At 60.9% G+C, this 25,528-nt stretch carries 24 protein-coding genes; 13 read left to right on the top strand and 11 right to left on the bottom strand.

All coding sequences use genetic code 11. The features are described 5' to 3' along the window. Nucleotides 1-383: 383 nt before the first annotated feature. Nucleotides 384-662: a DUF3509 domain-containing protein gene (locus AOA61_RS26485; protein ID WP_032888048.1), complete on the top strand. Its 279-nt coding sequence runs from the start codon at nucleotides 384-386 to the stop codon at nucleotides 660-662. A 60-nt stretch (nucleotides 663-722) separates the two neighbouring features. Here the strand turns inward: AOA61_RS26485 and AOA61_RS26480 are convergent, their stop codons facing one another. The 4 genes from AOA61_RS26480 to aroC form a co-directional block, all read right to left on the bottom strand. Next, the gene (locus tag AOA61_RS26480) at nucleotides 723-992 is read right to left on the bottom strand and encodes a response regulator transcription factor (RefSeq protein ID WP_032888046.1); all 270 of its coding nucleotides are present in this window, start codon (nucleotides 990-992) and stop codon (nucleotides 723-725) included. A 207-nt stretch (nucleotides 993-1,199) separates the two neighbouring features. Then, nucleotides 1,200-1,730 carry an acireductone dioxygenase gene (locus tag AOA61_RS26475; protein ID WP_099603053.1) on the bottom strand — a complete coding sequence of 177 codons (531 nt, stop codon included), beginning with the start codon at nucleotides 1,728-1,730 and terminating at the stop codon, nucleotides 1,200-1,202. Next, nucleotides 1,727-2,893 carry an MFS transporter gene (locus AOA61_RS26470; RefSeq protein ID WP_164444827.1) on the bottom strand — a complete coding sequence of 389 codons (1,167 nt, stop codon included), beginning with the start codon at nucleotides 2,891-2,893 and terminating at the stop codon, nucleotides 1,727-1,729. Before AOA61_RS26470 ends, AOA61_RS26475 begins: the two co-directional genes overlap by 4 nt. A gap of 4 nt (nucleotides 2,894-2,897) precedes the next feature. Next, the gene (gene aroC / locus AOA61_RS26465) at nucleotides 2,898-3,989 is read right to left on the bottom strand and encodes a chorismate synthase (RefSeq protein ID WP_032888040.1); all 1,092 of its coding nucleotides are present in this window, start codon (nucleotides 3,987-3,989) and stop codon (nucleotides 2,898-2,900) included. 142 nt (nucleotides 3,990-4,131) lie between these two features. Between aroC and AOA61_RS26460 the strand changes: the two genes are divergently transcribed. Continuing rightward, a complete protein-coding gene (locus AOA61_RS26460; protein WP_095185468.1) occupies nucleotides 4,132-5,094 on the top strand; it encodes an alpha/beta hydrolase in 963 nt (320 codons plus the stop codon). 99 nt (nucleotides 5,095-5,193) lie between these two features. Continuing rightward, complete coding sequence (locus AOA61_RS26455; protein WP_032888036.1) at nucleotides 5,194-6,000, top strand: hypothetical protein; 807 nt, start codon at nucleotides 5,194-5,196, stop codon at nucleotides 5,998-6,000. A 128-nt stretch (nucleotides 6,001-6,128) separates the two neighbouring features. Here the strand turns inward: AOA61_RS26455 and prmB are convergent, their stop codons facing one another. Beyond that, the gene (gene prmB / locus AOA61_RS26450) at nucleotides 6,129-7,037 is read right to left on the bottom strand and encodes a 50S ribosomal protein L3 N(5)-glutamine methyltransferase (protein ID WP_099603051.1); all 909 of its coding nucleotides are present in this window, start codon (nucleotides 7,035-7,037) and stop codon (nucleotides 6,129-6,131) included. Between the two features lie 239 nt (nucleotides 7,038-7,276). On the opposite strand from prmB, the gene AOA61_RS26445 reads away from it, so the two are divergent. The 5 genes from AOA61_RS26445 (at nucleotide 7,277) to AOA61_RS26425 (ending at nucleotide 10,059) form a co-directional block, all read left to right on the top strand. Next, nucleotides 7,277-7,867: a cysteine hydrolase family protein gene (locus AOA61_RS26445; RefSeq protein WP_032888033.1), complete on the top strand. Its 591-nt coding sequence runs from the start codon at nucleotides 7,277-7,279 to the stop codon at nucleotides 7,865-7,867. A 142-nt stretch (nucleotides 7,868-8,009) separates the two neighbouring features. Further along, on the top strand, nucleotides 8,010-8,330 hold the full coding sequence (locus AOA61_RS26440; protein WP_032888031.1) for a hypothetical protein: 321 nt from the start codon (nucleotides 8,010-8,012) through the stop codon (nucleotides 8,328-8,330). A 74-nt stretch (nucleotides 8,331-8,404) separates the two neighbouring features. After that, nucleotides 8,405-8,962: a Smr/MutS family protein gene (locus tag AOA61_RS26435; protein ID WP_032888029.1), complete on the top strand. Its 558-nt coding sequence runs from the start codon at nucleotides 8,405-8,407 to the stop codon at nucleotides 8,960-8,962. A gap of 78 nt (nucleotides 8,963-9,040) precedes the next feature. Beyond that, complete coding sequence (gene folE / locus AOA61_RS26430; protein WP_003442011.1) at nucleotides 9,041-9,586, top strand: GTP cyclohydrolase I FolE; 546 nt, start codon at nucleotides 9,041-9,043, stop codon at nucleotides 9,584-9,586. Nucleotides 9,587-9,687: 101 nt separating this feature from the next. After that, entirely contained in the window at nucleotides 9,688-10,059 is a 372-nt protein-coding gene (locus tag AOA61_RS26425; protein ID WP_032888027.1) for a glutathione S-transferase N-terminal domain-containing protein, read from the top strand. Between the two features lie 110 nt (nucleotides 10,060-10,169). Here the strand turns inward: AOA61_RS26425 and AOA61_RS26420 are convergent, their stop codons facing one another. Genes AOA61_RS26420 through AOA61_RS26410 form a run of 3 tightly spaced genes read right to left on the bottom strand, consistent with a single transcriptional unit; the run spans nucleotide 10,170 to nucleotide 13,106 of the window. Next, entirely contained in the window at nucleotides 10,170-10,490 is a 321-nt protein-coding gene (locus AOA61_RS26420; protein ID WP_032888025.1) for a hypothetical protein, read from the bottom strand. Beyond that, nucleotides 10,487-11,812 carry an acyclic terpene utilization AtuA family protein gene (locus AOA61_RS26415; protein ID WP_099603050.1) on the bottom strand — a complete coding sequence of 442 codons (1,326 nt, stop codon included), beginning with the start codon at nucleotides 11,810-11,812 and terminating at the stop codon, nucleotides 10,487-10,489. The genes AOA61_RS26420 and AOA61_RS26415 overlap by 4 nt, the downstream gene beginning before the upstream one ends. A 1-nt stretch (nucleotide 11,813) precedes the next feature. Next, entirely contained in the window at nucleotides 11,814-13,106 is a 1,293-nt protein-coding gene (locus AOA61_RS26410) for a CitMHS family transporter (RefSeq protein WP_099603049.1), read from the bottom strand. 125 nt (nucleotides 13,107-13,231) lie between these two features. Here AOA61_RS26410 and AOA61_RS26405 point away from each other — a divergent pair, with 125 nt between their 5' ends. Together AOA61_RS26405 and idi are read left to right on the top strand one after the other, a co-directional pair. Beyond that, nucleotides 13,232-14,116 (top strand): LysR family transcriptional regulator, encoded by an 885-nt coding sequence (locus AOA61_RS26405; protein WP_099603048.1) that lies wholly within the window; start codon nucleotides 13,232-13,234, stop codon nucleotides 14,114-14,116. Nucleotides 14,117-14,216: 100 nt separating this feature from the next. Then, nucleotides 14,217-15,791 carry an isopentenyl-diphosphate Delta-isomerase gene (idi, locus tag AOA61_RS26395; RefSeq protein ID WP_241150111.1) on the top strand — a complete coding sequence of 525 codons (1,575 nt, stop codon included), beginning with the start codon at nucleotides 14,217-14,219 and terminating at the stop codon, nucleotides 15,789-15,791. 4 nt (nucleotides 15,792-15,795) lie between these two features. Here idi and AOA61_RS26390 read toward each other — a convergent pair whose 3' ends face one another. Together AOA61_RS26390 and AOA61_RS26385 are read right to left on the bottom strand one after the other, a co-directional pair. Then, nucleotides 15,796-16,398, bottom strand: coding sequence for a glutathione S-transferase family protein (locus AOA61_RS26390; protein ID WP_032888018.1), 603 nt, complete (start codon nucleotides 16,396-16,398; stop codon nucleotides 15,796-15,798). Nucleotides 16,399-16,408: 10 nt separating this feature from the next. Further along, complete coding sequence (locus AOA61_RS26385) at nucleotides 16,409-17,575, bottom strand: PLP-dependent aminotransferase family protein (RefSeq protein WP_099603047.1); 1,167 nt, start codon at nucleotides 17,573-17,575, stop codon at nucleotides 16,409-16,411. A gap of 82 nt (nucleotides 17,576-17,657) precedes the next feature. Here AOA61_RS26385 and AOA61_RS26380 point away from each other — a divergent pair, with 82 nt between their 5' ends. The 3 genes from AOA61_RS26380 to AOA61_RS26370 all read left to right on the top strand — a co-directional run bounded on the left by AOA61_RS26380 (nucleotide 17,658) and on the right by AOA61_RS26370 (nucleotide 20,331). Next, on the top strand, nucleotides 17,658-18,092 hold the full coding sequence (locus tag AOA61_RS26380; RefSeq protein WP_032888098.1) for a MarR family winged helix-turn-helix transcriptional regulator: 435 nt from the start codon (nucleotides 17,658-17,660) through the stop codon (nucleotides 18,090-18,092). A gap of 237 nt (nucleotides 18,093-18,329) precedes the next feature. Next, a complete protein-coding gene (locus AOA61_RS26375; protein WP_099603046.1) occupies nucleotides 18,330-19,676 on the top strand; it encodes an NCS2 family permease in 1,347 nt (448 codons plus the stop codon). A gap of 13 nt (nucleotides 19,677-19,689) precedes the next feature. Continuing rightward, complete coding sequence (locus tag AOA61_RS26370; protein WP_099603045.1) at nucleotides 19,690-20,331, top strand: LysE family translocator; 642 nt, start codon at nucleotides 19,690-19,692, stop codon at nucleotides 20,329-20,331. On the opposite strand, the gene AOA61_RS26365 is transcribed toward AOA61_RS26370, so the two are convergent. Next, entirely contained in the window at nucleotides 20,306-25,483 is a 5,178-nt protein-coding gene (locus tag AOA61_RS26365) for a DUF6543 domain-containing protein (RefSeq protein ID WP_099603044.1), read from the bottom strand. The two genes, AOA61_RS26370 and AOA61_RS26365, sit on opposite strands and share 26 nt — an antisense overlap. Nucleotides 25,484-25,528 lie beyond the last annotated feature (45 nt).

Genomic DNA, 25,528 nt, shown 5'->3' with positions numbered 1-25,528 from the left:
TTTTTCTTATTGTTCGTATGATCCAAAAGCACCCATATTTCCGTAAGAAGGAGGCCGAGTGCATTGAAGGAAAATACGTCAGCCCTTCTTCGACTGTACACGCGGGATTTGAAAAGTTTTGTATCCCAACAGACGACGACTGAAAAAGGGAATTTAGCCCCGCAAAGGGAGTCTTTATGGATAGCGGCACGCCCATCCGGCCGCGCCAAGTAACGCAAAATGCAGGATGCATGATGGCCCTTCATGCAATTTGCACGAATCTGAAAATCTCAATTTTTTATAAGCCATTGATTTACAAGGATATTTTAATAAATCAGGAGCTGGCACAATCACTGCACCTATCAATCCATGCTTGCCAAATTGAGCCAACGGAGCTGATAGACATGAGCCTGATCCAAGATAAATTCGCTTCAGTATTCTCCAACTACGACGTCACCACCCAGCCACGTCCAGACGGCGGTATCCTGCTGACACTGCGCAATGGTGAGGGCAAACAGGTCAAGCGTTCGATCTCCTACCAGCAGTTGCACACTGCCGACCAACTTACTTGGGTGATCAGTGCCATTCGCCGCGACCTGGCCGAACAAGCCAGTGACCTGCCGCAAATTTCGATGCTGCAAAGCCAGAACCGCTTTGCCCTGCCGACTTATCATTCGGCTTAAGTACTGCACATAAAAAAGGGCCGCGACGCCGTTGAGCGTCGCGGCCCTTTTTCGTTGAGGTCAGCACAGGCCTTGGCGCGCGGCCTCGTTCATCGCCTGTACACGGTTGGTGACTTCCAATTTGCCGTAGATATTGCGCAGGTGAAATTTGACGGTAGCCTCGGACGTCGCACGGATCTGACTGATTTCCCAGACCGTCTTGCCCTCGGAAGCCCAGCGTAAGATCTCCAATTCCGCTGGGGTCAGCGGCTTGCCGGACAAGCTCAGGCGTCTCCTGAGCGCGTTGGGCACGAAATACGGCGGCGGACACGGCTCCTCTGGCCCATTCATTACATTTCTCCTTCTTTTTGGCTGATCTCCTATCACCCTTCGGATTCCTCCTATTGACAGGTGATACAACTGGTGCCGCAAAGAGTTACATAACGAATGGTTTCAGTGCGCATTGGCCGCGATAAACAGCCAAACCCTACAAGCAACTAAGCCTCTTCCCACAACAACTTCCAACTTGGCGGGGTTGAACATTCCAGCGGCCTGGTTTCAATCATCCAAACCTGGGAAACGGCTGGCAATATCATCGCCGGTGAATGCCGGGACCGCCCCTTGCACCGTTTTAGCTAAGTGCAGTGTGACCAAGTGGGGGTTCTCGCCCATATCAAACCAGTGCGCCATGCCGGCCGGGATCGCCAGCAGGTCGTTTTTCTCACAGCGCACGGCATATACGTAGTCGCCTATGTGCAGGCTGAAAAGGCCCTGGCCAGCGATGAAAAAACGCACTTCATCTTCGCTGTAACGGCGCTCAGAGAGGAACCGAGCCCGCAGCTCGTCCTTCTGCGGGTGGTCGCTTGTGACACTGAATACTGCCACCGAGACGTCGCCCAGCGCGTCGATCTGCGGCTGATAGGCGGCAATCATTTCAGCCTCGCTGGCGCCCTTCTCGATCGGGCTGGGCTGCCAGCGCTCGAACCGCACACCGTGCTCGGCCAGGGTCGCAGCGATGTCTTCGGCATGGGTCAAGACCTTGTTCGGCGTATCCGGTGAAGCGACGTGGTAGACAGCGACATAACTCATTGAAGGGTTCCTTGGTTCTGTTCGTGCAATCGAAGACCCATGATAACGGCCGCGGCCAGGGCGGCGACGCTGGCAATACTAAAGGTGAGGGTCGGCCCCAACAGGTTCCAGCTATAACCGGAATACAGCGCGCCCAGCGCACCGCCGGTGCCGGCCAAAGCGGCGTACAGCGCCTGGCCCTGGCCTTGTTGTTTATCGCCGAAGCTGCGTTGCACAAAGGCAATCGCCGCTGCATGAAAGCTGCCGAAGGTAGCCGCGTGCATGACCTGCGCCAATAGCAGCACCCAAAGAAATTCGGCAAACGAGCCCAGCAGTAACCAGCGCAGCGCCGCCAACAGGAAACTGGCCATCAACACCCGACGTACCGAGAAGCGCGTGAGGATACGGCTCATGGCCAGGAACATCAGCACTTCGGCCACTACTCCCAAGGCCCACAGCATGCCGATCACGCCACGGCTGTAGCCCAAGTGCTCAAGGTGGAGCGTGAGAAAGGTGTAATACGGCCCATGGCTCATCTGCATCAGCGCGACACAGGCGTAAAAGGCCAACACGCCTGGGCTACGCAGTTGCTTGAGGAAACCCTCACCGGCAAGGCGATTACCCTGGCTGGCAGGCTGCGCATTCGGCACCCACAGGCTGGCGCCAATAATCCCGGCCATGATCACCACGACCACCACCGGGTAGATATCCAGGCTCAGCCAGTCGAACAGCCGGCCCATGATCACCACAGTAAGGATAAAGCCGATGGAGCCCCACAACCGTACCTGACTGTAGCGTGACGTCTGTTTTTGCAGATGCGCGAGCGTGATCACTTCAAACTGCGGCAGCACCGCGTGCCAGAAGAACGCATGCAGGGCCATCACCAAAGCCAGCCAGGCGTAGGTCTTACTGACGAAAATCAGCGAAAAACTGACCAGGGTGCACACTGCGCCAAACCTTACGATGGCCAGGCGGCGGCCGGTGTAGTCGCCCAGCCAGCCCCACAGGTTGGGCGCCACGCAGCGCATCAGCATGGGGATGGCCACCAGCTCGCCGATACGCGCGCTGGAGAAGCCCAAGTGATCGAAGTACAGCGCCAGGAACGGCGCCGTCGCCCCCAGCAGGGCGAAGTAGAACAGGTAGAAGCTGGAGAGGCGCCAATAAGGGAGCGCTGTCACAACCAGCCCGTCACAGCTGGCCCAGTACCGGAGTGCTCACCTGCACCTCAGCATTTTGCCCACGGTTGCGCAGCAGGTGGTCCATTAACACGATGGCCATCATTGCCTCGGCAATGGGCGTAGCCCGGATGCCAACGCACGGGTCGTGGCGGCCCTTGGTGATCACATCCACCGGGTTACCGTTGACGTCAATCGAGCGGCCTGGGGTGGTGATGCTCGACGTGGCCTTGAGCGCCAGATGCGCAACGATTGGCTGACCGGAAGAAATGCCCCCAAGGATGCCACCGGCATTGTTGCTGAGGAAACCTTGTGGGGTCATCTCATCGCGGTGCTCGGTGCCGCGCTGGGACACACACGCGAAGCCTGCGCCGATTTCCACGCCTTTTACGGCGTTGATGCTCATCAGTGCGTGGGCCAGTTCTGCATCCAGACGGTCGAAGATCGGCTCGCCCAGGCCTGGCTTGACGCCCTCTGCGACCACGGTGATCTTGGCGCCGACGGAGTCCTGGTCGCGGCGCAACTGGTCCATATAGGCTTCCAGTTCCGGCACTTTATCCGGGTCAGGACAGAAGAAAGCGTTGTCATCCACGCTGTCCCAGGTCTTGAACGGGATTTCAATCGGGCCCAACTGGCTCATGTAGCCACGGATCACGATGCCCTGGGTGGCCAGGTATTTCTTGGCGATGGCGCCAGCGGCCACGCGCATGGCGGTTTCGCGCGCGGAACTGCGGCCACCGCCACGGTAGTCGCGTTCGCCGTATTTGTGGTGATAGGTGTAGTCGGCGTGGGCCGGTCGGAACAGGTCCTTGATCGCCGAGTAGTCTTTGGACTTCTGGTCGGTGTTACGGATCAGCAGGCCGATGGCGCAACCGGTGGTACGACCTTCGAAGACGCCGGAGAGGATCTCGACTTCGTCGGGCTCCTGGCGCTGGGTGGTGTGGCGACTGGTGCCGGGTTTGCGGCGGTCGAGGTCGCGCTGCAGGTCCTCCAGGGACAGTTCCAGGCCGGGCGGGCAGCCGTCGACAATGGCGACCAACGCCGGGCCGTGGCTTTCGCCTGCGGTGGTGACAGTGAACAGCTTGCCGAAGGTATTGCCGGACATGCAGGGCGCTCCGTGAAATCAGTTGTAATCACTCGGGGGTGATAACCAAGCGCGCCAGTATACGCGGGCCAACCGACTAGTTCATCCTCGAAACCTTACCGGTCGGCACAGGTCCAACCGACACTTCACCAATGATGGCGCGATGATGCTGCGAGTTTTGCTGTTTACCCTCACCCTGTTTACCGCCGTGGCCCACGCCGCGTCCCCCGTCGTACTGCAACGGCCCATCAGCCTGGACACCGGCAGCGGCGAGCTGTTTGGTTCGCTGCTGCTGCCCCAATCCGACCATCCGGTGCCGGTGGTGCTGATTATCGCGGGCTCCGGTCCCACCGACCGCAACGGCAACAGTGCCGACGGCGCGCGCAACGACAGTCTCAAGCGCCTGGCGTGGGTGCTGGCACGACACAACATCGCCAGCGTGCGCTACGACAAGCGCGGTGTGGCTGCAAGCCTCGCCGCCACACCTGACGAGCGTAACCTGACCCTCGACGCCTACGTGGCCGACGCGGTGGCCTGGGGCAAAATGCTCAAGGCCGACAAACGCATGGGCCCGCTGATTGTGCTGGGCCACAGCGAAGGCGCGCTGGTCGCCGCCCTCGCCGCCCCGCAACTCGACCCGGCCGGTGTGATCTCCCTGTCAGGTAGCGCTCGTCCGGTGGACCAGGTCATCCGCCAGCAACTGGCCGATCACTTGCCCCCTGCCCTGCTGCTGCGCAGTAATGAAATCCTCGATCACCTCAAGGCCGGTCAGGTGGATGCCGATGTACCTGGCCCGCTGGAGGCTATTTTCCGACCCAGTGTGCAGCCTTACCTGATCAGCCTGTTCCGCGCCGATCCGTCCGCGGCCTTTGCGAAACTGCGCATGCCGGCACTGATCGTCCAGGGCACCAACGATATACAGGTCGGTGTCGGTGACGCCCAGCAACTGAAAAGGGCCAAGCCCGATGCCGAGCTGACGGTGATCGAAGGCATGAACCACGTCATGCGCATCGTGCCCAATGACGTGAAGCAGCAATTGGCCTCCTACAATGACCCGCAATTACCCCTCGCCGCAGAGCTGGGCAACCGCGTGGTGCGCTTTATCGCCGGACTTCAACCCCGTTAAGCGACAATTTGCCTCCAGTCCTCGCAAAAACGGCCGATAAGCCAAGAGTCGACAGCAAAAAGACTGTCGGCTTGCTGGGCTTGGACAGGATCGCGCCGCATGACAACCACTGAAGCAACACCAGAACCGACCGCCGACACCCCGGCTGAAAAAACCGAGGCCGTCGACGCGGCGCCTCTGCCGTGGGCGGATGTCCAGGCCGAACATTTCAAGATGCTGCGCCTGGCCCCCCTGGCCACCGACCGCGCCACTGGCCTGCGGCCGTTGAGGTTCGTGCAGTTCGGCTATGCCGAGCGCAATGACAAGCAACACAGCCTGTTGCGCATGGTCATTCAGTTGCCCGGCCAGCGTGTGCGTCGCGAACAAAACCACTTGGATATCTGGGTCGACCACGACACCCATCGCGTGCATTTCGGTCCGGGCAACAGCCTGGAAATCGAGCCGGCCAACCGGGGCATCGGCCGTTTCCTCGTGGCTCAAGGCGCTGCCTGGGCTAAGAAGAAGTGGTCGCACTACCGCGTCGACGGCGTCGACCTGGCCAACAAGGACGCACTCAACGAAGCCACGCGCCTGCGCCGCGACCACTTCTTGCGCATTCAGGGTTTTGATGTGGCGTATGCCGATGTGCAGCACCTCAAAGGCAACGTACAGCCAGGCAAGGTCGGTGATGTGCTGGACAGTTGGAACACTGAGAAGGTGCAGTTCGTCGAGATCCTCGAAGCCGCGCAGATGCTGCAACAGGCCGAACAGAACCTGTTGGAACAGGAAGTGAAGCTGCGCAAGGAAGAGGAAAAAGTCACCAAGTTCAAGCGCGAGGACAGCGGGCTACGTTTCACCATCACCTGTCTGGTGGCGTTTACGGTGTTCCAGGCAGGGCTGTTGATCTGGATTGCGACACACCGCTAATAGGTTGCACTGCAATAAAAATGTGGGAGGGGGCTTGCCCCCAACAGCGGTGTATTCAGTCATGAATGTGTTGACTGAGACACTACCATCGGGGGCAAGCCCCCTCCCACACTGACCGCATGACCCACTCAGACCCTGGCGGCAAAGACGGCCTGATGCGCCCGGCACTGCTCGGCCGTGAGCATGAACACCCCGTGCCCGCCCCGCTGGAACTCCAGCCAAGCAAAGTCCACCTCTGGGTACAACGCCTCAACGTGCACCTGGCTGTTGCCCACCTCAACGATCAGCAAACCCTTCTCGGTCAGATGGTCCGCCGCTTCGGCGAGCATCCGGCGCACCAGGTTCAAACCGTCATCGCCACAGGCCAGTCCCAGCTCCGGCTCATGCTGGTATTCGTCCGGCATGTCGGCGAAGTCTTCAGCGTCCACATACGGCGGGTTTGACACGATCAGGTCGAAACGCTGGCCTGGCAGGCCGTCGAAACCATCGCCCTGCACGGTGTATACGTGCTCGTCGACGCCGTGACGCTCGATGTTCTGGTTGGCCACTTCCAATGCTTCGAAGGACAAGTCACCCAACACGACCTCGGCGTCCTGGAACTCGTAGGCGCAGGCGATGCCGATGCAACCTGAGCCGGTGCACAGATCGAGGATGCGCGCCGGCGGTTGGGCCAGCCACGGTTCGAAGCGGTTTTCGATCAGTTCGCCGATGGGGGAACGCGGGATCAACACACGCTTGTCGACGATAAACGACATGCCGCAGAACCACGCCTCACCCAGCAGGTAGGCGGTCGGCACGCGCTCATGGATACGGCGGTGAAGCAGGCGTTGCACATGGGAGACTTCCTCTTCTTCCAGGTTGCAGTCCAGGTAACTGTCGGCAATTTCCCACGGCAGGCTCAAGGCGCCGAGCACCAATTGCCGGGCTTCATCCCAGGCGTTGTCGGTGCCATGGCCGAAAAACAGGTCTTCCCCATGGAAACGGCTGACAGCCCAACGGATATGGTCGCGCAAGGTGCGCAGGCGGGAAGTGATCACGGGGGCAGACTCCTGGAAAAAACGACTGGCGATTCTAACAGCCTTCGCCTGTACCGACGATGTACGAAAACTTGGCGCCACCCATCGGATTTCATCCAATTTGCCAGCATTGTGTTAAACAAGCCCGCCTCTTGACATGGCTGCACGCCAGCAACGGCGTACCTTACGATGGTAGCGATTCACAGAATTGCTCAGCCAGTGGACAATGTCGCAAAAGCCCCCCTCACAGGAGCCCCAGAATGTCCGTTCCAAAGACGATGTTTCAACTCAGCGGTCGCGGTTACGCAGCAGCCAACCTGAACCATGCGACCCTCGTGATCATCGACGCCCAGAAGGAATACCTCAGCGGTCCACTCGCCCTCTCGGGCATGGACGCGGCGGTCGACCATATCAAGCAACTTGTGACCTCAGCGCGCAACGCTGGCCGTCCGATCGTGCATGTGCGCCACCTGGGTACCGTCGGTGGCCTGTTCGACCCTCAGGGCGAACGCGGTGAGTTCATTCCCGGCCTTGAGCCTCAAGGCGACGAAACCATTATCGGCAAGCTGCTGCCCAGCGCCTTTCATGGCACCGGCCTGGAAAAGCACCTGCAAGACCTCGGTTCCCTGGACCTGATCGTCTGCGGTTTCATGAGCCATTCCAGCGTCAGCACCACCGTGCGCGCGGCCAAGAACCTGGGCTTTCGCTGCACCCTGGTGGAAGACGCCTGCGCCACCCGCGACCTGCCTTACAAAGGCGGCATCCTGAGTGCCGAGCACGTACAGCAAACCGAAATGGCCATCATGGCCGACAACTTCGCCACCCTTGCGCTGACCAAAGATCTGATCTGATCGCCCTTCTGATGAGCGGCGCGGCAATGTTTATTGCCCCGCTCATCCGCTAAGCCTTTTGATTTGGCGCATTTGCCTCGGGTACAGGAACAAGCTGCGTATCTTCCGGTCGAAGGGCCGATACCCTGGAGGAAAGGTCGGAATGAAGATATCCGATGGTTTTGACGCTCGTCGCTTGCGCCCAAAGGGCCCGAGTAACTGGCGTCTGCGTCTGGTGGCCGGCATTGCCGCGTTGCTGGCGATTGTAGGTTTGTTGCTTGCGGGCGCTGGTGGCGCCGGCTTGTTTGGTCATTCACCGGCCCTTGGCGAACTGAATGCCAGCCCAGGTGGCTCTGCCCTCCTGCTGGGCATCGGCGTGCTGGTGCTGTGGCTGGGCGTGTGGTTGTGGCGTCGTAGCCGTCGGAAAATGCGCCAGCCGTTATCACTGAATATCGCTGCACACCTGATGAAAAAACACGACTGATGGCGCTTGGATAGCGTTTCCTGCGCCCGGCCGCCGCGAATTAGGTAAACTGCCCGCCCTTCGCGGAGGCCGACATGCAAGACGACGATTTTTCCCTGTTCAAAAACGAGCTGCGCGGCGTCAAGCCGATCAAGCACGACCGCGCCGATACCGGCAAACCCAAGGCTGATCGGGCGCAAATCGCCAAACTGCGCCAGGCCGCGACCGTGCGCACCGATGCCACCACCGTGGATGGCCTGTCGGACCAATTCGTGATCGACGTCGGCCCCGAAGACGAGTTGATGTGGGCCCGCGATGGCGTGCAGGAAAGCCAGATGCGCAAGCTCAAGGTCGGCCAGATCCCCTTCGAAGGTAGCCTCGACCTGCACGGCATGACCGTGGAGAAAGCCCGGGAAACCCTGTGGGCCTTTCTCGCTGAAGCCACCAAATTCGAAATCCGCTGTGTACGCGTCACCCACGGCAAAGCCGTGCGGCTGGACGGTAAGCGACCGATGATCAAAAGCCACGTCAACACCTGGCTGCGCCAACACGCTCAGGTGCTGGGCTTCACCTCCTGCCAGGCCCGCCACGGCGGTGCGGGGGCGGTGTATGTGATGCTCAAGCGTACGATGATGGAAGGCCGTGACGAGTAACAAGTGACATCGTCAGGCTTGCAGCGATGTGTCCGCCACCGTAACCTTGCGCTTTGCGAAAATCCCACAGGTAGTTTCATGTCCCTGGAACAGAATTACACCGCGATCCTCGGCCAACTCGGCGAGGACGTCTCCCGCGAGGGCCTGCTCGACACGCCAAAACGTGCCGCCAAGGCGATGCAGTACCTCTGCCGCGGTTATGAGCAGACGCTGGAAGAAGTCACCAACGGTGCCTTGTTCAGCTCCGACAACAGCGAAATGGTGCTGGTCAAGGACATCGAGTTGTACTCGCTGTGCGAACACCACCTGCTGCCGTTTATCGGCAAGGCCCACGTCGCGTACATCCCGAGTGGCAAAGTGCTGGGCCTGTCCAAGGTCGCGCGGATTGTCGACATGTATGCCCGCCGCCTGCAGATCCAGGAAAACCTCAGCCGCCAGATCGCTGATGCCGTGATGCAAGTGACCGGCGCCCTGGGCGTGGCGGTGGTGATCGAAGCTAAGCACATGTGCATGATGATGCGCGGTGTGGAGAAACAGAATTCGTCGATGATCACGTCTGTGATGCTGGGTGAGTTCCGCGAAAACGCGGCCACTCGCAGCGAGTTCCTCAGCCTGATCAAGTAATAGGCTGCGCAGAAAAAGACCGGCGTTCATCGCCGGTTTTTTTTCGCCTGCAGAATTAAGGTAAGCTGCGGCCCCTTCTTCATGGGCAAGAGGTTTCAGCCATGTTCGTCAAAGCACTTCGAGTGGGCCTCGGCCACGTCATCATCGCCGGCGACTTACTTACCCGTCCGCGCAAAAAGCAGCGCCCTGCCGAACAACAGGCGCAGGTGAACGCAGCGGCCAAGGACCTGACCCTGTATCAATTCCACGCCTGCCCGTTCTGCGTGAAGACCCGCCGTACCCTGCACCGCCTGAATGTGCCGGTGGCGCTGAAGGATGCGAAGAACAACGAGCAGGACCGCCAGACCCTGCTGGAGCAAGGCGGCAAGATCAAGGTGCCGTGCCTGCGCATCGAAGAAAACGGCCAGACCACTTGGATGTATGACTCCAAGGTAATCATCGATTACCTCGATAAGCGGTTTGCCGCGATCTGACAAACATCGCAAAACTAATGTGGGAGGGGGCTTGCCCCCGATGAGGGAGTGTCAGTCACTGGATTAGCCGGCTGACACTCCGCTATCGGGGGGCAAGCCCCCTCCCACATTCAGTCCAGTGTTATCAATTCCAGATCCAGCAGCGCCGAGCCCAGGCACTTGCCGTGCGCATCCAGCGCCAGCGAGCGAGTCACCCCGCCACGCAGAATCCCCGGCAGCACAAAGTTCAACGCCTGCACGTTCGGCAATTCATAGCGTCGAACCGGTGCCGCACCCGGCTCCAACAGCCCGGCGAAGTACGCAGCCACACGCTCGGCCGTGAGCTGCTCACGCAGCAACGGATAATCCTCGGCGCGATAGGCAATGATTGAGACGTTTGAGGTGTCGCCCTTATCCCCGGTGCGGGAATGGGCCAGCGTGTGCAGTTTCATGCTTCGATCCTCGGGTTGACCGCGTCACGGGGCAGCAGCAACGAGGCCACCGCCACCACTTGCCGTACGCTTTTGCTGGCACCGCCGCCGCCGGACGGGCCGTTGGTGTAAAGGGTTTCCACTTCATTACCGACGCGCACCGCGTCCCCTCGGTCTTCACAACGCGCCGCCACGCGCAGACGCACTTCCCAGGGCTCTACGCTGCTGCGTGGACCGTGGAGCGAGTCCATGCCAATCAGTTCGGCGCGTAGGTCTTGCATCTTCACACCCATCAGTTCCAAACGCTTGAGTACGACATCCCGCGCCAGTTGCGCCCGTGCGACTGCACCCGGGCCGCCGTAGGACATCTGCCCCTCACCGATCCAGCCGTCGAGATAACCGACGCTGACCTTCAGTTGCTCGGGTCGCGCACGGCCATTGGCCCCTTGGGCACGCACGCGATCAACCCCCTCTTCGACGAACCCCACCTGGGAAAAATCCGCCGTCACGTCCGGCGTCAGGTACGCCGCCGGATCATGCACTTCGTAGATCAATTGTTCGGTACACGTCGCGCGACTGACCCGCCCACCGGAGCCCGCAACCTTGGTGATCACGGCCTCACCGTCGGCATCGATCTCGGCCAACGGGAAACCCAGGCGCGCCAAATCGTCCACATCCTTGAAACCAGGATCGGCAAAATAACCACCGCTGACCTGCCCTGCACACTCCAGCAAATGCCCGACCAATGTGCCACGGCCCAGGCGCAGCCAATCGTCCGCCGTCCAACCGAACTCAAACATCTGCGGGGCCAGGAACAACGACGGATCTGCCACGCGCCCGGTAATCACCACGTCCGCCTCGGCGTGCAACGCATCAATAATACCGTCGACACCCAGGTAGGCATTCGCGGAAATCAACCGCTCACCCAGTGAGCCAACGGTCTGTCCGTTATCGAGCACGTGATCGGGCTGCAGCACTGACAACACGTCGTCACCCACCACAGCAACAACGTTGAGGCTCAACCCCAATTCACTGGCAATCCGCCGCACTTCAAGCGCCGCCGACACCGGGTTGGCCGCGCCCATATTGGTGATCACGCGCAAGCGACGACGCGCGGTCTGCCTTCCAACAAACGGCAACACGCGGCGCATGCGCTCACTCAGCAACGGATCGTAGCCACCCTGTGGATCGCTGATACGGGCCTGTTGCGCCAAGGCGATGGTGCGTTCGGCCAGGCATTCGAACACGAGGTAATCCAGGTCACCGTGTTCGGCCAGTTCCACGGCAGGTTCGATACGGTCGCCGGAGTAGCCGGCGCCGGAACCGATACGCAAGGTTTTCATCTCAGATCACTCCCAGGAGCAACGCAGTCAGGGTCATCAACACTGACGCGGCAAACAGAAAAGGGATGGTAAAGCGCTGGTGATCGGCCAGTTCGATCTTGCACAGGCCCACCAACAGGAAGGTCGCAGGGGTCAACGGGCTGACCGGGAAACCGGTGGTGTGCACGCCCAGCAACGAGGCTTGGGCCACTTGCAGCGGGTCGACGCCCAAGGCCTTGCCGACTTCGGCGATCACCGGCATCACGCCGAAATAGTAGGAATCGGGGTCAAACAACATGCTCAGCGGCATCGACAGAAAGCCCACGACTGCCGGGATCAGCTTTCCGTGGCCGGCCGGAATCTGCGCCACCGCCACTTCGGCAATCGCCTTGAGCATGCCGGTGCCTTGCATAATGCCGGTGAACACCCCGGCGGCGAGCAGGATGCTGGCCATGGTCAGGGCGGTTTTCGCATGGGCGTCGATGCGGGCGCGCTGGGCGTCGACATTCGGGTAGTTGATGCACAGCGCCACCACGGTGCCGAGCATGAACATCACCACCGGGTCGACCCAACCGGCAATCATCACCACCATCACCAGCACAGTGAGGATCAGGTTGACCCAGAACAGGCGCGGCCGACGCAGCTTGATGTCGTCGTCGCTGAGCACCCGTTGCGGCATCGCATCCACGCTGGAGCCAGCGCCCAGGCCCAGGCGTTTTTCTTCACGATGGCCGAGCCACCAGGCACAGGCGAAGACAAAGATCAGGCCGACGATCTGCACCGGGATCAGCGGTTGGAACAGGTCCGCCACGGGCACATGCAACGCTGCCGAAGAGCGCAGCACCGGGCCGGTCCAGGGCAAAAAGTTGACGCCGGCGGCCATAGCGCACACACAGGCGAGGATGCGTTTGTCGATCCCCAGCCGCATGTACAGCGGCAGCATCGCGGGCACCGTGACCAAAAACGTTACCGCGCCGGAACCGTCCAGATGCACCAGCAGGGCCAGGGTCGCGGTACCGACGACGATGCGTGTTGGACGCGTCCCGACCGTACGCAGGATGCGATCAATGATGGGGTCGAGCATGCCGGCATCGGTCATGATCCCGAAAAATAGAATCGCAAACACAAACATGCCCACCACCGGGGCGACGTTCTTGATCCCCGTAATGATGAAGGCACTGGTTTGCAGGCCGAACCCGCCGAGCAGCGCGGCGATGATCGGCAAGGCGATCAGGGCCACCAGTGGTGAGAGGCGTTTGCTCATGACGGCAGCGAGCAGGCACAGGATGGTAATGACACCCAGGGTTGCGAGCATGGGTTACTCCAGAGCGGCCTTTTTGGCCGGTTATTGTTTTCCCTGGAGTATTGGAAGCGCGTTACTCTTTGTAAATTGGAATATTCACCACCGCATGTTCGGAAAAACAAAATGAAGCCGCGCCTATGAAAAATAGCATCCAGCATATTCAAGCCTTCCTCGCAGTCGCCCGTACCGGCAGCTTTACCAAGGCGGCCAATGAGCTGCATCTGTCGCCTTCGGCACTCACGGTTCAAGTTCAGCAATTGGAAGATTGGCTGGGTGTCACCCTGCTCGACCGCAGCCCGCGCCATGTCAGCATCACCGCTGCCGGCCATGAGGCGCGTGGCCCCATGGAAAAATTGCTGCTGGACCTGGACAACATTGTCACCGGCTCGCGCGACATCGCCGCCCTGCGCCGAGGGGTGGTCACCATCGCCGCCCTGCCCTCAGTGTGCGCTGGCGCCCTGCCGCCGGCCTTGCGCCTGTTTCGCGAACGCTTCGCCGGCATCGAAGTACGGTTGCATGACCTGGTCGCCCACCGCATTCATGCCCAGGTGCGCGCAGGGGAAGTGGATTTTGGCATCGGCGTACGTGCACGACTCAGCCATGGACTGGATTTTCTGCCGGTGCTGAATGATCGGTTGTGTGCGTTTGTACCGCTGGATCATCCTCTCGCCCACCATCGCCAGTTGACCCTGGAGCAATTGGCAGACCAGCCGATCATCCTCACCGGGCGCGACAGCAGTGTGCGCGAGCACGTGGATGCGCTGTTTGATGAAACCCGGCTGACGCTGAACGCCGGCATGGAGGCCAACTACATGTCGACGGTGCTGGCGTTGGTGCGCCAGGGGCTGGGAATCAGTGTGCTGCCGGAGTCGGCGGCGGACAGTCTGGAAGGGTTGAAACGCATCAACATCGATCATCCCGGAGTGAACAGGGAGATCGGGTTGATCAGTCGAAGCGGGATGGGGCTGAGCCCGGCGGCGCAGCGGTGTTTTGAGCTCCTGAGCCAGACACTGCCCGGCTGATGCACTATCACGGCTATGGCGTGTATTTTCCCTGCCGGCACTGGCGCGTTTCAGCAAACTGAATCGGCCCCCCACCGGCGCACAACACGAGATTTAAGACATGGAAGAAACACTGATACTGGTGGACGGGAACGATCGTCAAATCGGTACTGGTTTAAAGCTGCAGGTGCACCGTGAAGGGCTGCTGCACCGAGCGTTTTCCATTTTCATATTCGACCACAAAGGTCGGCTGCTCCTGCAACGGCGCGCTGCCGGCAAATATCACTCCGCGAACCTATGGACGAATACGTGCTGCGGGCATCCGCGCCCCGGCGAAGAGACTGAACACGCCGCCCATCGACGGCTCGGTGAAGAGATGGGTTTGGCCTGCCCTTTGCGTGAGGTCATGACGCTGACCTACCAGGCCCGCGTCCCAGGGAATTTGATCGAGCATGAGTTCGATCATATTTATATCGGCACGTTTGATGGCGAACCGCAGGCCAACCCAACCGAGGCCTCTGAATGGCGCTGGATAGAAATCCCGGCCTTGCGGCAGTGGGTCGACACCGCGCCCGAAGCGTTGACCGCCTGGTTCAACGTCATCCTCGCTCACCCGGCCTGTCGGCTGGAAGACTGGCGACTGCAGGCCATGATGGAAAATCCCCAAGCGCCTTTCGCGTACCAGAATGAAATCCTTCCCCAGGTATCGCGCACGTTTGCCTTGACCATTCCTCAATTGCCGGCCGAACTTCGCCCGGCAGTAGCTAATGCCTATCTGCTGTGCCGAATGGCAGACACGATAGAAGACGAACCCGGTCTCACGTCCGCTCAAAAACGCTATTACCAACGTCGGTATTTTGAGGTGATCAGTGGCCAGGGGGACGCAAAATGCTTGAGCGATGAATTGACTCAGCACCTGACGGAGCAAACCCTTGCAGCCGAGCGCGAGCTGATCAGACATATGCCTTTAATATTGGCCGTTAACGACACGCTCAGTCCGGCCAAGCGAAGGGCGATCCTTGATTGCCTGAACATAATGACCACAGGGATGGCCGAGTTTCAGGACAAGGCCGGTCTACAGGGATTGGCTACACGCACGGAGTTGGACCGCTACTGCTATTACGTAGCGGGCGTTGTCGGAGAGACACTAACCGAGTTTTTCATCGACTTTGAGCCGCAACTGTCAACGCAACGCGAAACCCTGAAACACCTGGCACGCTCATTCGGCACCGGGTTGCAGTTGACCAATATTCTCAAGGATCAGTGGGAGGATCGCTCCCGGGGAGTTTGTTGGCTGCCACAGGATCTACTGGCCGAATATCATCTGCAGCCTTGCGTTTTGCAGGCCGGAGTCCGTGATCCCAAGCATGTCCAAGTTGTAGGGCAAATGGTTGGCACCGCCAACGCTCACTTACAGCGAGCGCTGCAGTTTGCGTTGCTGATCCCAGCCAGGCATCCAGGTATTCGTCGGTTCATGGTCTGGACCATCGGCCTGGCGTTGCTGACACTGCGCAACGTCCAGGCACACCCGGAGGCCCCCTCGAAGGTATCCCGCGCAGAAGTGGCCTGGATCATGGGCCTGACGCGATTATCCCAGCGCTCTGACACAGGCCTGCGATGGCTGTACACACTCGCTGCGCGCCAATTGCCTTTCACCGCGCTTGCGCCCGAGCAGCCATCGCCCCCAAATCCATAGCCTGTCAGTCCAGCATTGCCACGTGCTTGGGATGGCTGGCCACGCGCTTCAACCAGGCCTGCACAGCCGGGTACGGCGCTAAATCAAAACCACCTTCATGGGCCACATGGGTGTAGGCATACAGCGCGATATCGGCAATCGAATACTGCTCGCCCACCAGATAGGGCGTGGTTTGCAGTTGCCGCTCCATCACCCGCAATGCCTTGTAGCCGCCTTTGTGGGTGGTTTTGTATTCCTCAAGGCGATCCTCTGGCATGTTCAGGTAAAGCTGAATAAACCGCGCTACCGCAATGTAGGGCTCGTGGCTGTACTGCTCGAAGAACTGCCATTGCAACACTTGCGTGCGCAAACGCGGTTCGATCGGCAAGAACTCGCTGCCGTCGGCGAGGAAGTTGAGGATCGCGTTGGATTCCCACAAGCAAGTACCGTCTTCCAGTTCCAGCACGGGGATTTTGCCGTTGGGGTTCTTGGCCAGGAATTCGGGGGTTTCGGTGTCACCCTTGAGGATGTCCACATCCACCCATTGGTACGGGACGCCCAAGAGGTTAAGCATCAGTTTGATCTTGTAGCAGTTGCCCGACTTGTAATCGCCATAAACCTTATACATGGGGCTCCCCTTATGCCGCTTGCGCGTGCTGTGCTTGACGGACCACCGCGGCCAGGCGCTTGAGACCTTCGTCCAGGCGGGCCGGGTCGATATGGCTGAAGTTGAGTCGCAACGAGCCGAGGTGTTGGTCCGGCTCGGAAAAGAACGGTTCACCGGGCATGAACGCAACGTTCTGGCCCAGCGCTTGGGCCAATAAGGTGCGGGTATCCAGCGGCTGTTTCAAGGTCAGCCAGAAGAATAATCCGCCCTGAGGCACTTGCCAGTCGGCAAGATCGCCAAAATGGCGCTCCAGCGGGGCCTGGAATGCATCGCGGCGCTGGCGGTAAAAACTGCGCAGTTCCACCAGGTGTTGTTGGTATTTTTCGCTGCCGATCCATTGCATCGCCTGCCATTGGCCTACGCGGTTGGTGTGCAGGTCCGCCGATTGCTTGAGCTTGAGCAGGTGCGGGAACAAGTCCGGGCTGGCGATCAGGTAGCCGACCCGCAGGCCAGGCAACAATGTTTTGGACACGGTGCCGGTGTAGATCCAACTGGCCTTTTGCAGGCGACTGACGATGGGGCGCGCACTGCCGCCGTCGAAGGTCAGTTCGCGGTAGGGCTCGTCTTCGATCAGGGTCACACCGAACTCATCGAGCAACGCGGCGACCGCCTCGCGCTTGGCCTCGCTGTAGCGCACGGCCGACGGGTTCTGGAACGTGGGGATCAGGTAGATAAACGCCGGACGATGGCGTTCGAGGCTGGCGCGCAATGCGCTGAGGTTCGGCCCGTCGGCTTCCAACTGGACAGTGAGGCATTCGGCGCCGAACAGTTGGAAGATCTGCAACGCCGCGAGGTAGGTCGGGCCTTCCAGCAGAACCTGCGTGCCTTTGTCGATATACAGCTTGGCCGCCAGATCCAGGGTTTGCTGGGAGCCACTGACCACCATGACCTGGCTGGCCTCGCACGGCACGCCCAGCGCCCGCGCCTCGGCGGCCAGTAATTCACGTAATTGTGGTTCGCCTTCGCTCATGCCGTATTGGCCGATATTGAGCGGCATGTCATCCCAGTTCAGCGCAGGCAGCATGGCTTCGGCCGGCAGGCCACCGGCGAACGACATCACTTCCGGACGCTGGGCTGCGGCGAGGATTTCACGGATCAAGGAGCTTTTAAGGCGCGTAACACGTTCGGAGAAGGCCATGGAGGTCACCGCTAGCGAAGGCTGTGGGAAATACGTCAAACTGGTTGACCGAAATTACGACAGCTTGAGCGGATACGTCAACATGCTTGACCTTAAAAACCAAAACAGCCAGCAACAGGCCATGGAAGCGTTCTTCTTCGGCTACCAGGCATTTACCGCCAAGGCTGACGAAATGCTCGAACGTCGAGGCCTGAGTCGAGTGCACCAGCGCATCGTGTTTTTTATCTCGCGCTACCCGGCCTTGAGCGTGAAAGAGCTGCTGGAGTTGCTCGGTGTGAGCAAACAGGCGCTGAACATTCCGCTGCGCCAATTGCAGGAAATGCACTTGGTCGACAGCGTCGCGTCCGAGACCGACAAGCGCAAACGCTTGCTGGAATTGACCGAGGAAGGGCTGCGTTTTGAGCAGTCATTGCGCCGTGAACAGGTGAAGCTGTTGCAACGAGCGTTCAATGAAGCCGGGGAAGAGGCTGTGAATGGATGGTTGGCGGTGAACCAGGCACTGTCTGGTCAGCCGTAATCCCTGTGGCGAACGGGCCGGTTGTGGCGAGCCCGCTTGCCTCACGAGTTGCCTTTCATCTCTTTCGCACACAAAATAGAAAACATTATTTGCTTTCTTTGTATACAAAAGCATAATTCGCTTCGTGCGAGTTCTTGACCTATTGGTCAACAAAGCCCGCCAGTACCTCAAAGCGCTGTTGCCCACTCATGTGACCGGCGCTGGAAATAACAATAAAACTCTTGAGGAGTACTCGCTGTGGATAGCCGCAAATCCGAAGCCCCGACGCTGGACCTTGCCCCCTCATCGAACGGCTGGCTGGAACGCCTGTTCAAGCTGCGCCTGCATGGCACCACAGTGAAGACCGAGCTGATCGCCGGCCTCACCACCTTCATCACCATGGCCTACATCATCTTCGTCAACCCCAACATCATGGCCGACGCCGGCATCGATCACGGCGCGGCGTTCGTTGCTACCTGCATCGCCGCCGCACTCGGTTGCCTGCTGATGGGCCTGTACGCCAACTGGCCGGTTGGGCTGGCGCCCGGCATGGGTTTGAATGCGTTTTTCACCTACACCGTGGTCGGCACTATGGGCTACACCTGGGAAACCGCGCTGGGTGCGGTGTTTATTTCCGGGGTATTGTTTATGGGCCTGACCCTCTCACGCGTGCGGGAATGGCTGCTCAACAGCATCCCGGTCAGCCTGCGCCATGCCATGGGCGCCGGGGTCGGCCTGTTTCTCGGTGTGATCGGCCTGAAAACCGCAGGCATCATCGTCGAAAGCCCGGCCACGCTGATCAAGCTCGGCTCGCTGCATGAGCCGGCGCCGCTGTTGGCGGCCGTGTGCTTCCTGCTGATCGCGATCCTCAGCTACCACCGTGTGTTCGGCGCTATCCTCATCAGCATCATCGCCGTAACCCTGGCCGGCTGGGGCCTGGGCCTGGTGCACTACAACGGCATCCTCTCCACCCCGCCGAGCCTGGCGCCGACCTGGATGGCGATGGACATCAAGGGTGTGTTCAATGTGAGCATGATCAGCGTGGTGTTCGCCTTCCTGTTTGTGCACATGTTCGACACGGCCGGCACGCTGATGGGCGTTGCGCAACGGGCCGGGCTGGTGAAGGCTGACGGCAAGATCGACAATCTGTCCCGCGCCCTCAAGGCCGACAGCGCCTCCAGCGTGTTCGGCGCCATGGTCGGTGTGCCACCGGTAACCAGCTACGTCGAAAGCGCCGCCGGGGTGGCCGCAGGTGGTCGCACCGGGCTGACTGCCGTGACCGTGGGCGTCCTCTTCGTGGCGGCGATGTTCTTCGCGCCGCTGGCCGGTATGATCCCGGCCTACGCCACCGCCGGTGCGCTGATCTACGTGGCGATGCTGATGATGGCGAGCATGGCGCACATCAATTGGGATGAGGCCACCGACAGCATTCCGGCGATCGTCACCGCGATCATGATGCCGCTGACATTTTCGGTGGCCGACGGCATCGCCTTGGGCTTTATCACCTACGTGGCGCTCAAGGCCGGCACCGGAAAATACCGCGAGATTTCCGCCAGCCTTTGGGCGCTGTGCGTGATTTTTATCGCCAAGTTCGTCTTTCTATAACAAGGAGCAAGCAATGAGTCTGGAAACCTGGCTGCTGTTCAGCGGCGCTGCGCTGGTAGTGATCCTGATCCCGGGGCCGCTGTCGTTGCTGATGATCAGCAACAGCCTCAACTACGGCCTGCGCCGCTCGTACCCGGCGTTTCTAGGCGGGGTGTTTGCCTCGATCTGTCTGCTGAGCGCTTCGGCGCTGGGCCTGGGCGCATTGCTGCTTGCGTCGGAAAAGGTGTTCAACGCGCTGAAGATCGTCGGCGCGCTGTACCTGTTCTACCTGGCGTGGCAGAGCTGGCAGCAATCGCGCCAGCCTTCCCAGGGCGCGACAGTGCCCCAGGCTGCGCCAGTGCCGCGCTTTCGCGCGCTGTTTGGCCGGGCCTTTGTGCTGGGGGCCAGCAACCCCAAGGACATCCTGTTTTTCGCCGCCTTCCTGCCGCAATTTCTCAGCAGCCAGAACGCCTTCCTCCCGCAACTGCTGATCATGATCGCCACGTGGACTCTGCTCGACCTGGCCTGCAAGCTCGCCTACGGCCTCGGCGCCCATGGCGCCGCGCGGTACCTGCGCAGCGGCGCGGGCCAGAGCTGGTTCAACCGCATCAGCGCGAGCCTGTTCGGTGGTGCCGGCGTTATTTCACTGGTCAACGCTCGCGCGGGCTCACTTTGACGAAATACACCGTGGGCGGGCGATTGCCATGCCTCGGCCATTGAATGCCGGCCATCATCCGCACGAGGCGCTGTTCGCTCAGCGCCTCCCGGACCGACGCGGCCATGGCGGAAGTCCGATGTTGTTTGATGGCTTGATTGAACCATGCGTGGGTGAGCTTTGACCTGAGCAAGATACTGCCGCGATCCAACCACTGGAAGGTGATGTAGTACAGCGCGTTTGACTGGGGGTGGGTCACCAGCCACTCGGGACTGCGGACCGTGCCGCGCTTTACACTCCACTCCTGCACCCTGAAGCCCTGCTGCTCCAGCGTCGCGCGGGTGGCTGCACCCTGGGCAATCTGCCTCTGAGCCGAATGCTGCGCGCCGCCGGCCTTGAGCACCTCGTCAAGCGCGATAGTGGGCGTGAAGTCAACGCGTGTGAAGCCCGGCGCCCGGCCTTCGAATCCGATATAGGTATAGCCGCCGTACCGTTCGGTGGGTCGCAGCATGCGCAGCAGGTCATCGGTCTGGCCAAGTTGCACGGGACTTGGGGTTAACCAGCTGTCCAGCGTTGCGCGCACGTTAAGCAGATGGCTGGCGGTGACTGAACGGGATGAGTCCGCCAACTCGATCAGCCTTGCCACCGCAAAGGTTCGGCTGCTGCTCGTCAGCGTCGGGAACGCCCTCTCAACCGACGGCTCCAATGGCCCATCGAACAGCGGCGCATGCAGCTGCCATTCGCCCGTTGACGTACGCGACACAGGAATCGGCTGTTCATCAAGGCCGCTGCTGGTCCAGTGTTCGATATCAACGCGAGCCCTGGACACCAGCGGCTCGTTCCTGGAAATAAAGGCCATGTCGCTCAAGGGCACGTGCTCACCCTGATGCAACAACCGGTAGTAGCCAATAGCCGATTGCGTCGGCGTGTCATAGCGGCTCCCGACATAGATGGCATCGTAAGGGAATCCCGGAGGATCCATGTGTACATGAAACACGCCGTTCACCGAGGACCCGACGCCCACATCATCGGCGCCATGCAGGCGCCAATCGAACCAATGACGGGACGCCACGCTTGAGCGGTGAATCCGTTCCCGGGTCGCAGTGGGTACCACCGGTGGTTGCCAATCCGACTGCGTGGCAGCCGCGCGCCACGGGTTGAGTACTGCCGAGCTCGGGCCGGCGACCGGCGCGTCCGCCCCCAGCAGCCACTCGCCGGGTTCGTGCAGCGTCAGGATTAATTCATCCTGCCCCGCCGCGTCCTTGCTCTTCAGGCGGAAAAAACCTTCACCCTCGCGGCGGTAGACCGGGTAGTGATGCGTTCCGTCCACCACGAAATGCTCGCCGCGCTTCACGTAGACACCTTTTTCACCCGCCCCCTTCAAGGCGATCGCGCCTTGGGGCAGGCCCTGGACGCGAAAACGTTCCAGGGGTTTGAGCGCCGTACCCGCGCCGGGCAACTTGGGCACGTGCGCGACCTGGCCAAACTCCGAGAACGCTGCGCGATGCAGGCGGTGCAGACCCGTGCCTATCGAGCGCAGCCCCGGACGGGCCAGGTTCCCCGGTTTGAGTTTGGGCCCAGGGACAAAGGTCAGCAGCAGGTCAACTGCCAGGAACACCGCACCAAATGCCACCGCCACCGCGTCCCGAGGGTCGCCCTCGCGGTGATAACGCCGCGACGTCAGCAGCAATTCATACAGCTGGTTACCCAGGCCGAAGAACGGCACGGCAAGCGACAACAAGGCACGCCGACGGCTATCGCTGCGCTCCTCCAGTCGCTGCTCTCGGTGTTTCTCCAAGGTCTTGCCGGAGTTGCTGATGGCCTGCGCCCGGCGCTGCTGCTCAAGCACCCGCGCCTGATACAACAGGGCGCGAGCGTCCCAGTGTGCAGTCGGCACCAGTACCAGCCAGTTCGTCTGATCACTGTCGATCTGCTCACGGATTTGTTGCTCAATCTGCTCGACAAGCGCCGTGGGTTCCAGGTGCCTGACCTTGAATGAACGCACGAACTCGGCGACGTGCCACAGCCCTTGCAACATGACGAAAGTCGGCACGAAATCCAACGGGCCGGGTAACCGTGACCCCTTGCTCGGTTTGCGGCCGTGGTGGTCGATCGCTTCGAACGCCCAACCGGGCGCGACGTGCCGGGCCAACGCCGTGACATTCGCGGGCAACGAACTCATGCCATTGAGATGCTCGCGCGCCAATTGCAGGCTGGCATATTCGCTAAGGCTGCCTGCCTGCGGCGCGGTGGGCCAATACACCACACAGGCCTGGGAAATCTGGTCATGGATGACCACGATCCCGGCGATGTAGCGATCATGCAGGAGGGTGTGGCCGGCCAGATGCACCACATAGAGCTGCACGTGATGGCCGTTTCTGCGCAGATCTTCGGGGGCGCGGGCGCCGATCGCCGTATTGAACAGACTCAGCCCCTGCTCGCTTACCCCCTGCCTGAGCGCCGAATAGCGGTCGGCGTCGATACCCGCCCCCAACGCGCGCCTCAACAGTGGCGGAACGCGCCCCTGCTCACGCGGGTCAGGCGAGTGGAACGTGCGCTGGATCAACGCCTCGTACTGGCCGCCGATGTCCAGCGAGGACACCATATTGACCAAGTAGCTGACGCTCAGGCGTTGCTTCCACGCCGGTTGCAGATAGGTGGCGTGCCGGAAGCGCCAATAGGTGGGCCGCATCTTCGGGTCCAGGTTGTGCAGCGCCAGTTGCAGCAGACTGAACTGCGTGCGCGTCGCGCTGGGAGTAAGGGCTTCGTTGCGATCGCCCACTGTGCAGGTGCTTTCCCAGCCACAAAACCTGCCGTCGACCTGATCGGGCATTTCGATAAATGGCGTGTCGATGTTCAACTCCGGGTACGGGCCGTCTTCTCGCAAACGCGCGATCAGCAGGTCGCGGGCAAAAGCGTGCACATCGGGCAAGCGCTGCTGGAGGCGCTCTTCATAGGCAAATACGCTGCTCAGGTAACGACCTTGCACACGCTTGAAGCGGTTGACCTGCGCCGCCGTCGCGTCAGTCAGCCACGATGGCAGCTTTTTTTTCGCTTCTGCGGCTTTGCGGACCAGATCGACATGGTCGCGTGCTTGGTTCAACGCCTGGTTGGCCGGGGCAAGCAGGTGCTCATGCAGCTCGACCGCGAGCAATTGGCGGCTGAGTTGAGGATCTTCAATTCCGTTGAAAATATTCGCGCTGTGCTGCAGCAGAACATAGCTCTTGAGAAGCCTTTTGAGTGCCAGCAGCAGGGGGTTGCCGTCGATGGCGTGATAGCTCACTTTCAGCGTGCGCGCGGCAACTCGTGCGCGTACGGCTTGACGCTGCTGCCGCTCGACGTAACCCCATAACAGCGACGTATCGCGACTGCCGAGACTGGCCTCGACGCTGCGGGACAACTCCCCCAGGCTGGAAAACCCAGCCACACCGCCCTCGCGCCCGAGTGCACACAGCACCACCGGTTCTCGCCGCTCGGGAGCATCCAGCGCAGCCTGGCGCGTAACCGCAAACACGCTGTGCAGCGGCCAGTCATCGCCCACCCGCACCGACAGCACACGGGTAAGACTGCCCTCGCGCTTGCTGGCCAGCGGTGCCTCCAATACTTCGAGCAGCAGGTCCCGATGGGGCGCGCGCAGACGCTTGAGCCGGTGCTGCAGTTGAACTTCAACGCGCAACAGGTCCTTCAGGCCGAGGATATAAGCGCTCGCGCGCTTGAGTTGGCCGCTGGGGCGTTCCCCCCAGTACGCCGCCTCGAACAGCCGCAGTTGCGCGTCCTGCACCTGTGCGGCCAGGGTGTCCTCGTGGGCCTTGAGTTGTGCTTCAAGCGCCACATATTCCAGCCAGGCTGGCGTGTCCACCACCGGGTCGCTGTGATCGAGCAGCGCCATCAGGCCCTTTTCGTAACGCTTGACCTGGCGCAGTGCCGTGTTGATCGCCAGGCTCGACGCGGTGCTGGCGAAGATGATTTCCTGGCGTCGTCGATGCTGGTCCCAGTCCAGCAGCTCACGGCGCCACCGCTCCAGCCGTGGTTTACCGACCCAGTGCCGGCGTGCCCGTTCAATGTAGGCGAGAAAGCGTGTGGCGTTCGTCACCGCAGGCTGGGGCGTGGCGGAAAACACCTGTTTGAGGTTGATCGACACAGCGCAGGCCAGTTCGTTTTCCCATTGCGCGTCCAGTACCGCCTGCGCGCTGTAGGCCAATGCATCGCCCGACAACCGTACGCCGCGACCCGCGGCAGCGGTCGAGGCCGGCTCACACACCTCGTGCCGACGTCGCAGGGGCAGGCATTGCCACAGGTCGTCGAACAGCGCGCCGTTGATCAGCGCCACCAGGGCGCACTGCAATTGGTCGAACGAGGGGTACTCATAAAAGTTGCGCTGCACGCCCGGCAGATACATCACATGGGGCATGCCCATCGGGTCGCCCTCACGATAAATATGCAGGGCGCCAGGGATCGGCATCAACCGCGGCCCGGCGCCAGGCCACATCAACTCGCACGCCTGCACACTGGCCCAACGCTCGCCCGCACGCTGGCGCGCCTCCACCGTCGGCGCATCCACCAACGCCTGGACCATGACCCGCCCGGCGCTCGACAGCTCGTCCAATTGACGGGCGATGAAGGCCTGGTGGGCGAACAGTTGCTGATGCACCTGCACCCATCGCTCCTGACGCGTAAGCCAGGTGCCGGCAGCCAACCCCTGCCAATAATCGTTGTGGGCCTGGGCGAGCCGGTCAAACAGGTTGAGGCCGATCACCCGGCGCAGCGCCTCCAGGGGCGTGAACGTAAAGCGGCGGTTCGGGTCGTCCTTGTCGCTCAGGGCGGTGAACTGATTGAGGTTGATCGACACCGACGGCAACACCATCAGGCGCAAGGCGCGGTCGGTCAGGCTGTCGGTTTTCTGCGCGACGGCGGGCGGCTTGGGTTCGGTAAAGAGCAGGCGGTCCGGGTCCAGTTCGAATGCTTTGCGCAGCTCGGCACGAACTACCCGCAGCACCCGGGGCGCAGCGCTGATCAGACGGCTGAGGGTAGTCGCCGCTTCAGCGCAGCCCAAGTCCGCCAGCGCGAGTCGATTGACCAGGCGACTGGGATAGAGGCTGCTGTTGATACGCAGCGTGAGCTGGGTACGCAGGGCCTGTAGCGCGTCGTCATCAGGGTCGGTAAGTGAGGTCACGGCAGTGTCTTCGTCGAGGAAAACACCTAGCCTATTGAGCAATCA

Origin of the sequence: Pseudomonas sp. 2995-1 (genome assembly GCF_002742505.1) — a bacterium.
GTDB classification, from domain to species: domain Bacteria; phylum Pseudomonadota; class Gammaproteobacteria; order Pseudomonadales; family Pseudomonadaceae; genus Aquipseudomonas; species Aquipseudomonas sivasensis.
The sequence above is the reverse complement of the archived record's forward strand: the minus strand, read 5'-3'. Positions and strand labels throughout refer to the sequence as shown.

Coding starts and splice junctions, on each gene's coding strand:
- AOA61_RS26485 (WP_032888048.1), top strand. CDS start 384: ATGAGCCTGATCCAAGATAAATTCGCTTCAGTATTCTCCAACTACGAC.
- AOA61_RS26480 (WP_032888046.1), bottom strand. CDS start 992: ATGAATGGGCCAGAGGAGCCGTGTCCGCCGCCGTATTTCGTGCCCAAC.
- AOA61_RS26475 (WP_099603053.1), bottom strand. CDS start 1,730: ATGAGTTATGTCGCTGTCTACCACGTCGCTTCACCGGATACGCCGAAC.
- aroC (WP_032888040.1), bottom strand. CDS start 3,989: ATGTCCGGCAATACCTTCGGCAAGCTGTTCACTGTCACCACCGCAGGC.
- AOA61_RS26460 (WP_095185468.1), top strand. CDS start 4,132: ATGATGCTGCGAGTTTTGCTGTTTACCCTCACCCTGTTTACCGCCGTG.
- AOA61_RS26455 (WP_032888036.1), top strand. CDS start 5,194: ATGACAACCACTGAAGCAACACCAGAACCGACCGCCGACACCCCGGCT.
- AOA61_RS26445 (WP_032888033.1), top strand. CDS start 7,277: ATGTCCGTTCCAAAGACGATGTTTCAACTCAGCGGTCGCGGTTACGCA.
- AOA61_RS26440 (WP_032888031.1), top strand. CDS start 8,010: ATGAAGATATCCGATGGTTTTGACGCTCGTCGCTTGCGCCCAAAGGGC.
- AOA61_RS26435 (WP_032888029.1), top strand. CDS start 8,405: ATGCAAGACGACGATTTTTCCCTGTTCAAAAACGAGCTGCGCGGCGTC.
- folE (WP_003442011.1), top strand. CDS start 9,041: ATGTCCCTGGAACAGAATTACACCGCGATCCTCGGCCAACTCGGCGAG.
- AOA61_RS26425 (WP_032888027.1), top strand. CDS start 9,688: ATGTTCGTCAAAGCACTTCGAGTGGGCCTCGGCCACGTCATCATCGCC.
- AOA61_RS26420 (WP_032888025.1), bottom strand. CDS start 10,490: ATGAAACTGCACACGCTGGCCCATTCCCGCACCGGGGATAAGGGCGAC.
- AOA61_RS26415 (WP_099603050.1), bottom strand. CDS start 11,812: ATGAAAACCTTGCGTATCGGTTCCGGCGCCGGCTACTCCGGCGACCGT.
- AOA61_RS26410 (WP_099603049.1), bottom strand. CDS start 13,106: ATGCTCGCAACCCTGGGTGTCATTACCATCCTGTGCCTGCTCGCTGCC.
- AOA61_RS26405 (WP_099603048.1), top strand. CDS start 13,232: ATGAAAAATAGCATCCAGCATATTCAAGCCTTCCTCGCAGTCGCCCGT.
- idi (WP_241150111.1), top strand. CDS start 14,217: ATGGAAGAAACACTGATACTGGTGGACGGGAACGATCGTCAAATCGGT.
- AOA61_RS26390 (WP_032888018.1), bottom strand. CDS start 16,398: ATGTATAAGGTTTATGGCGATTACAAGTCGGGCAACTGCTACAAGATC.
- AOA61_RS26385 (WP_099603047.1), bottom strand. CDS start 17,575: ATGGCCTTCTCCGAACGTGTTACGCGCCTTAAAAGCTCCTTGATCCGT.
- AOA61_RS26380 (WP_032888098.1), top strand. CDS start 17,658: ATGCTTGACCTTAAAAACCAAAACAGCCAGCAACAGGCCATGGAAGCG.
- AOA61_RS26370 (WP_099603045.1), top strand. CDS start 19,690: ATGAGTCTGGAAACCTGGCTGCTGTTCAGCGGCGCTGCGCTGGTAGTG.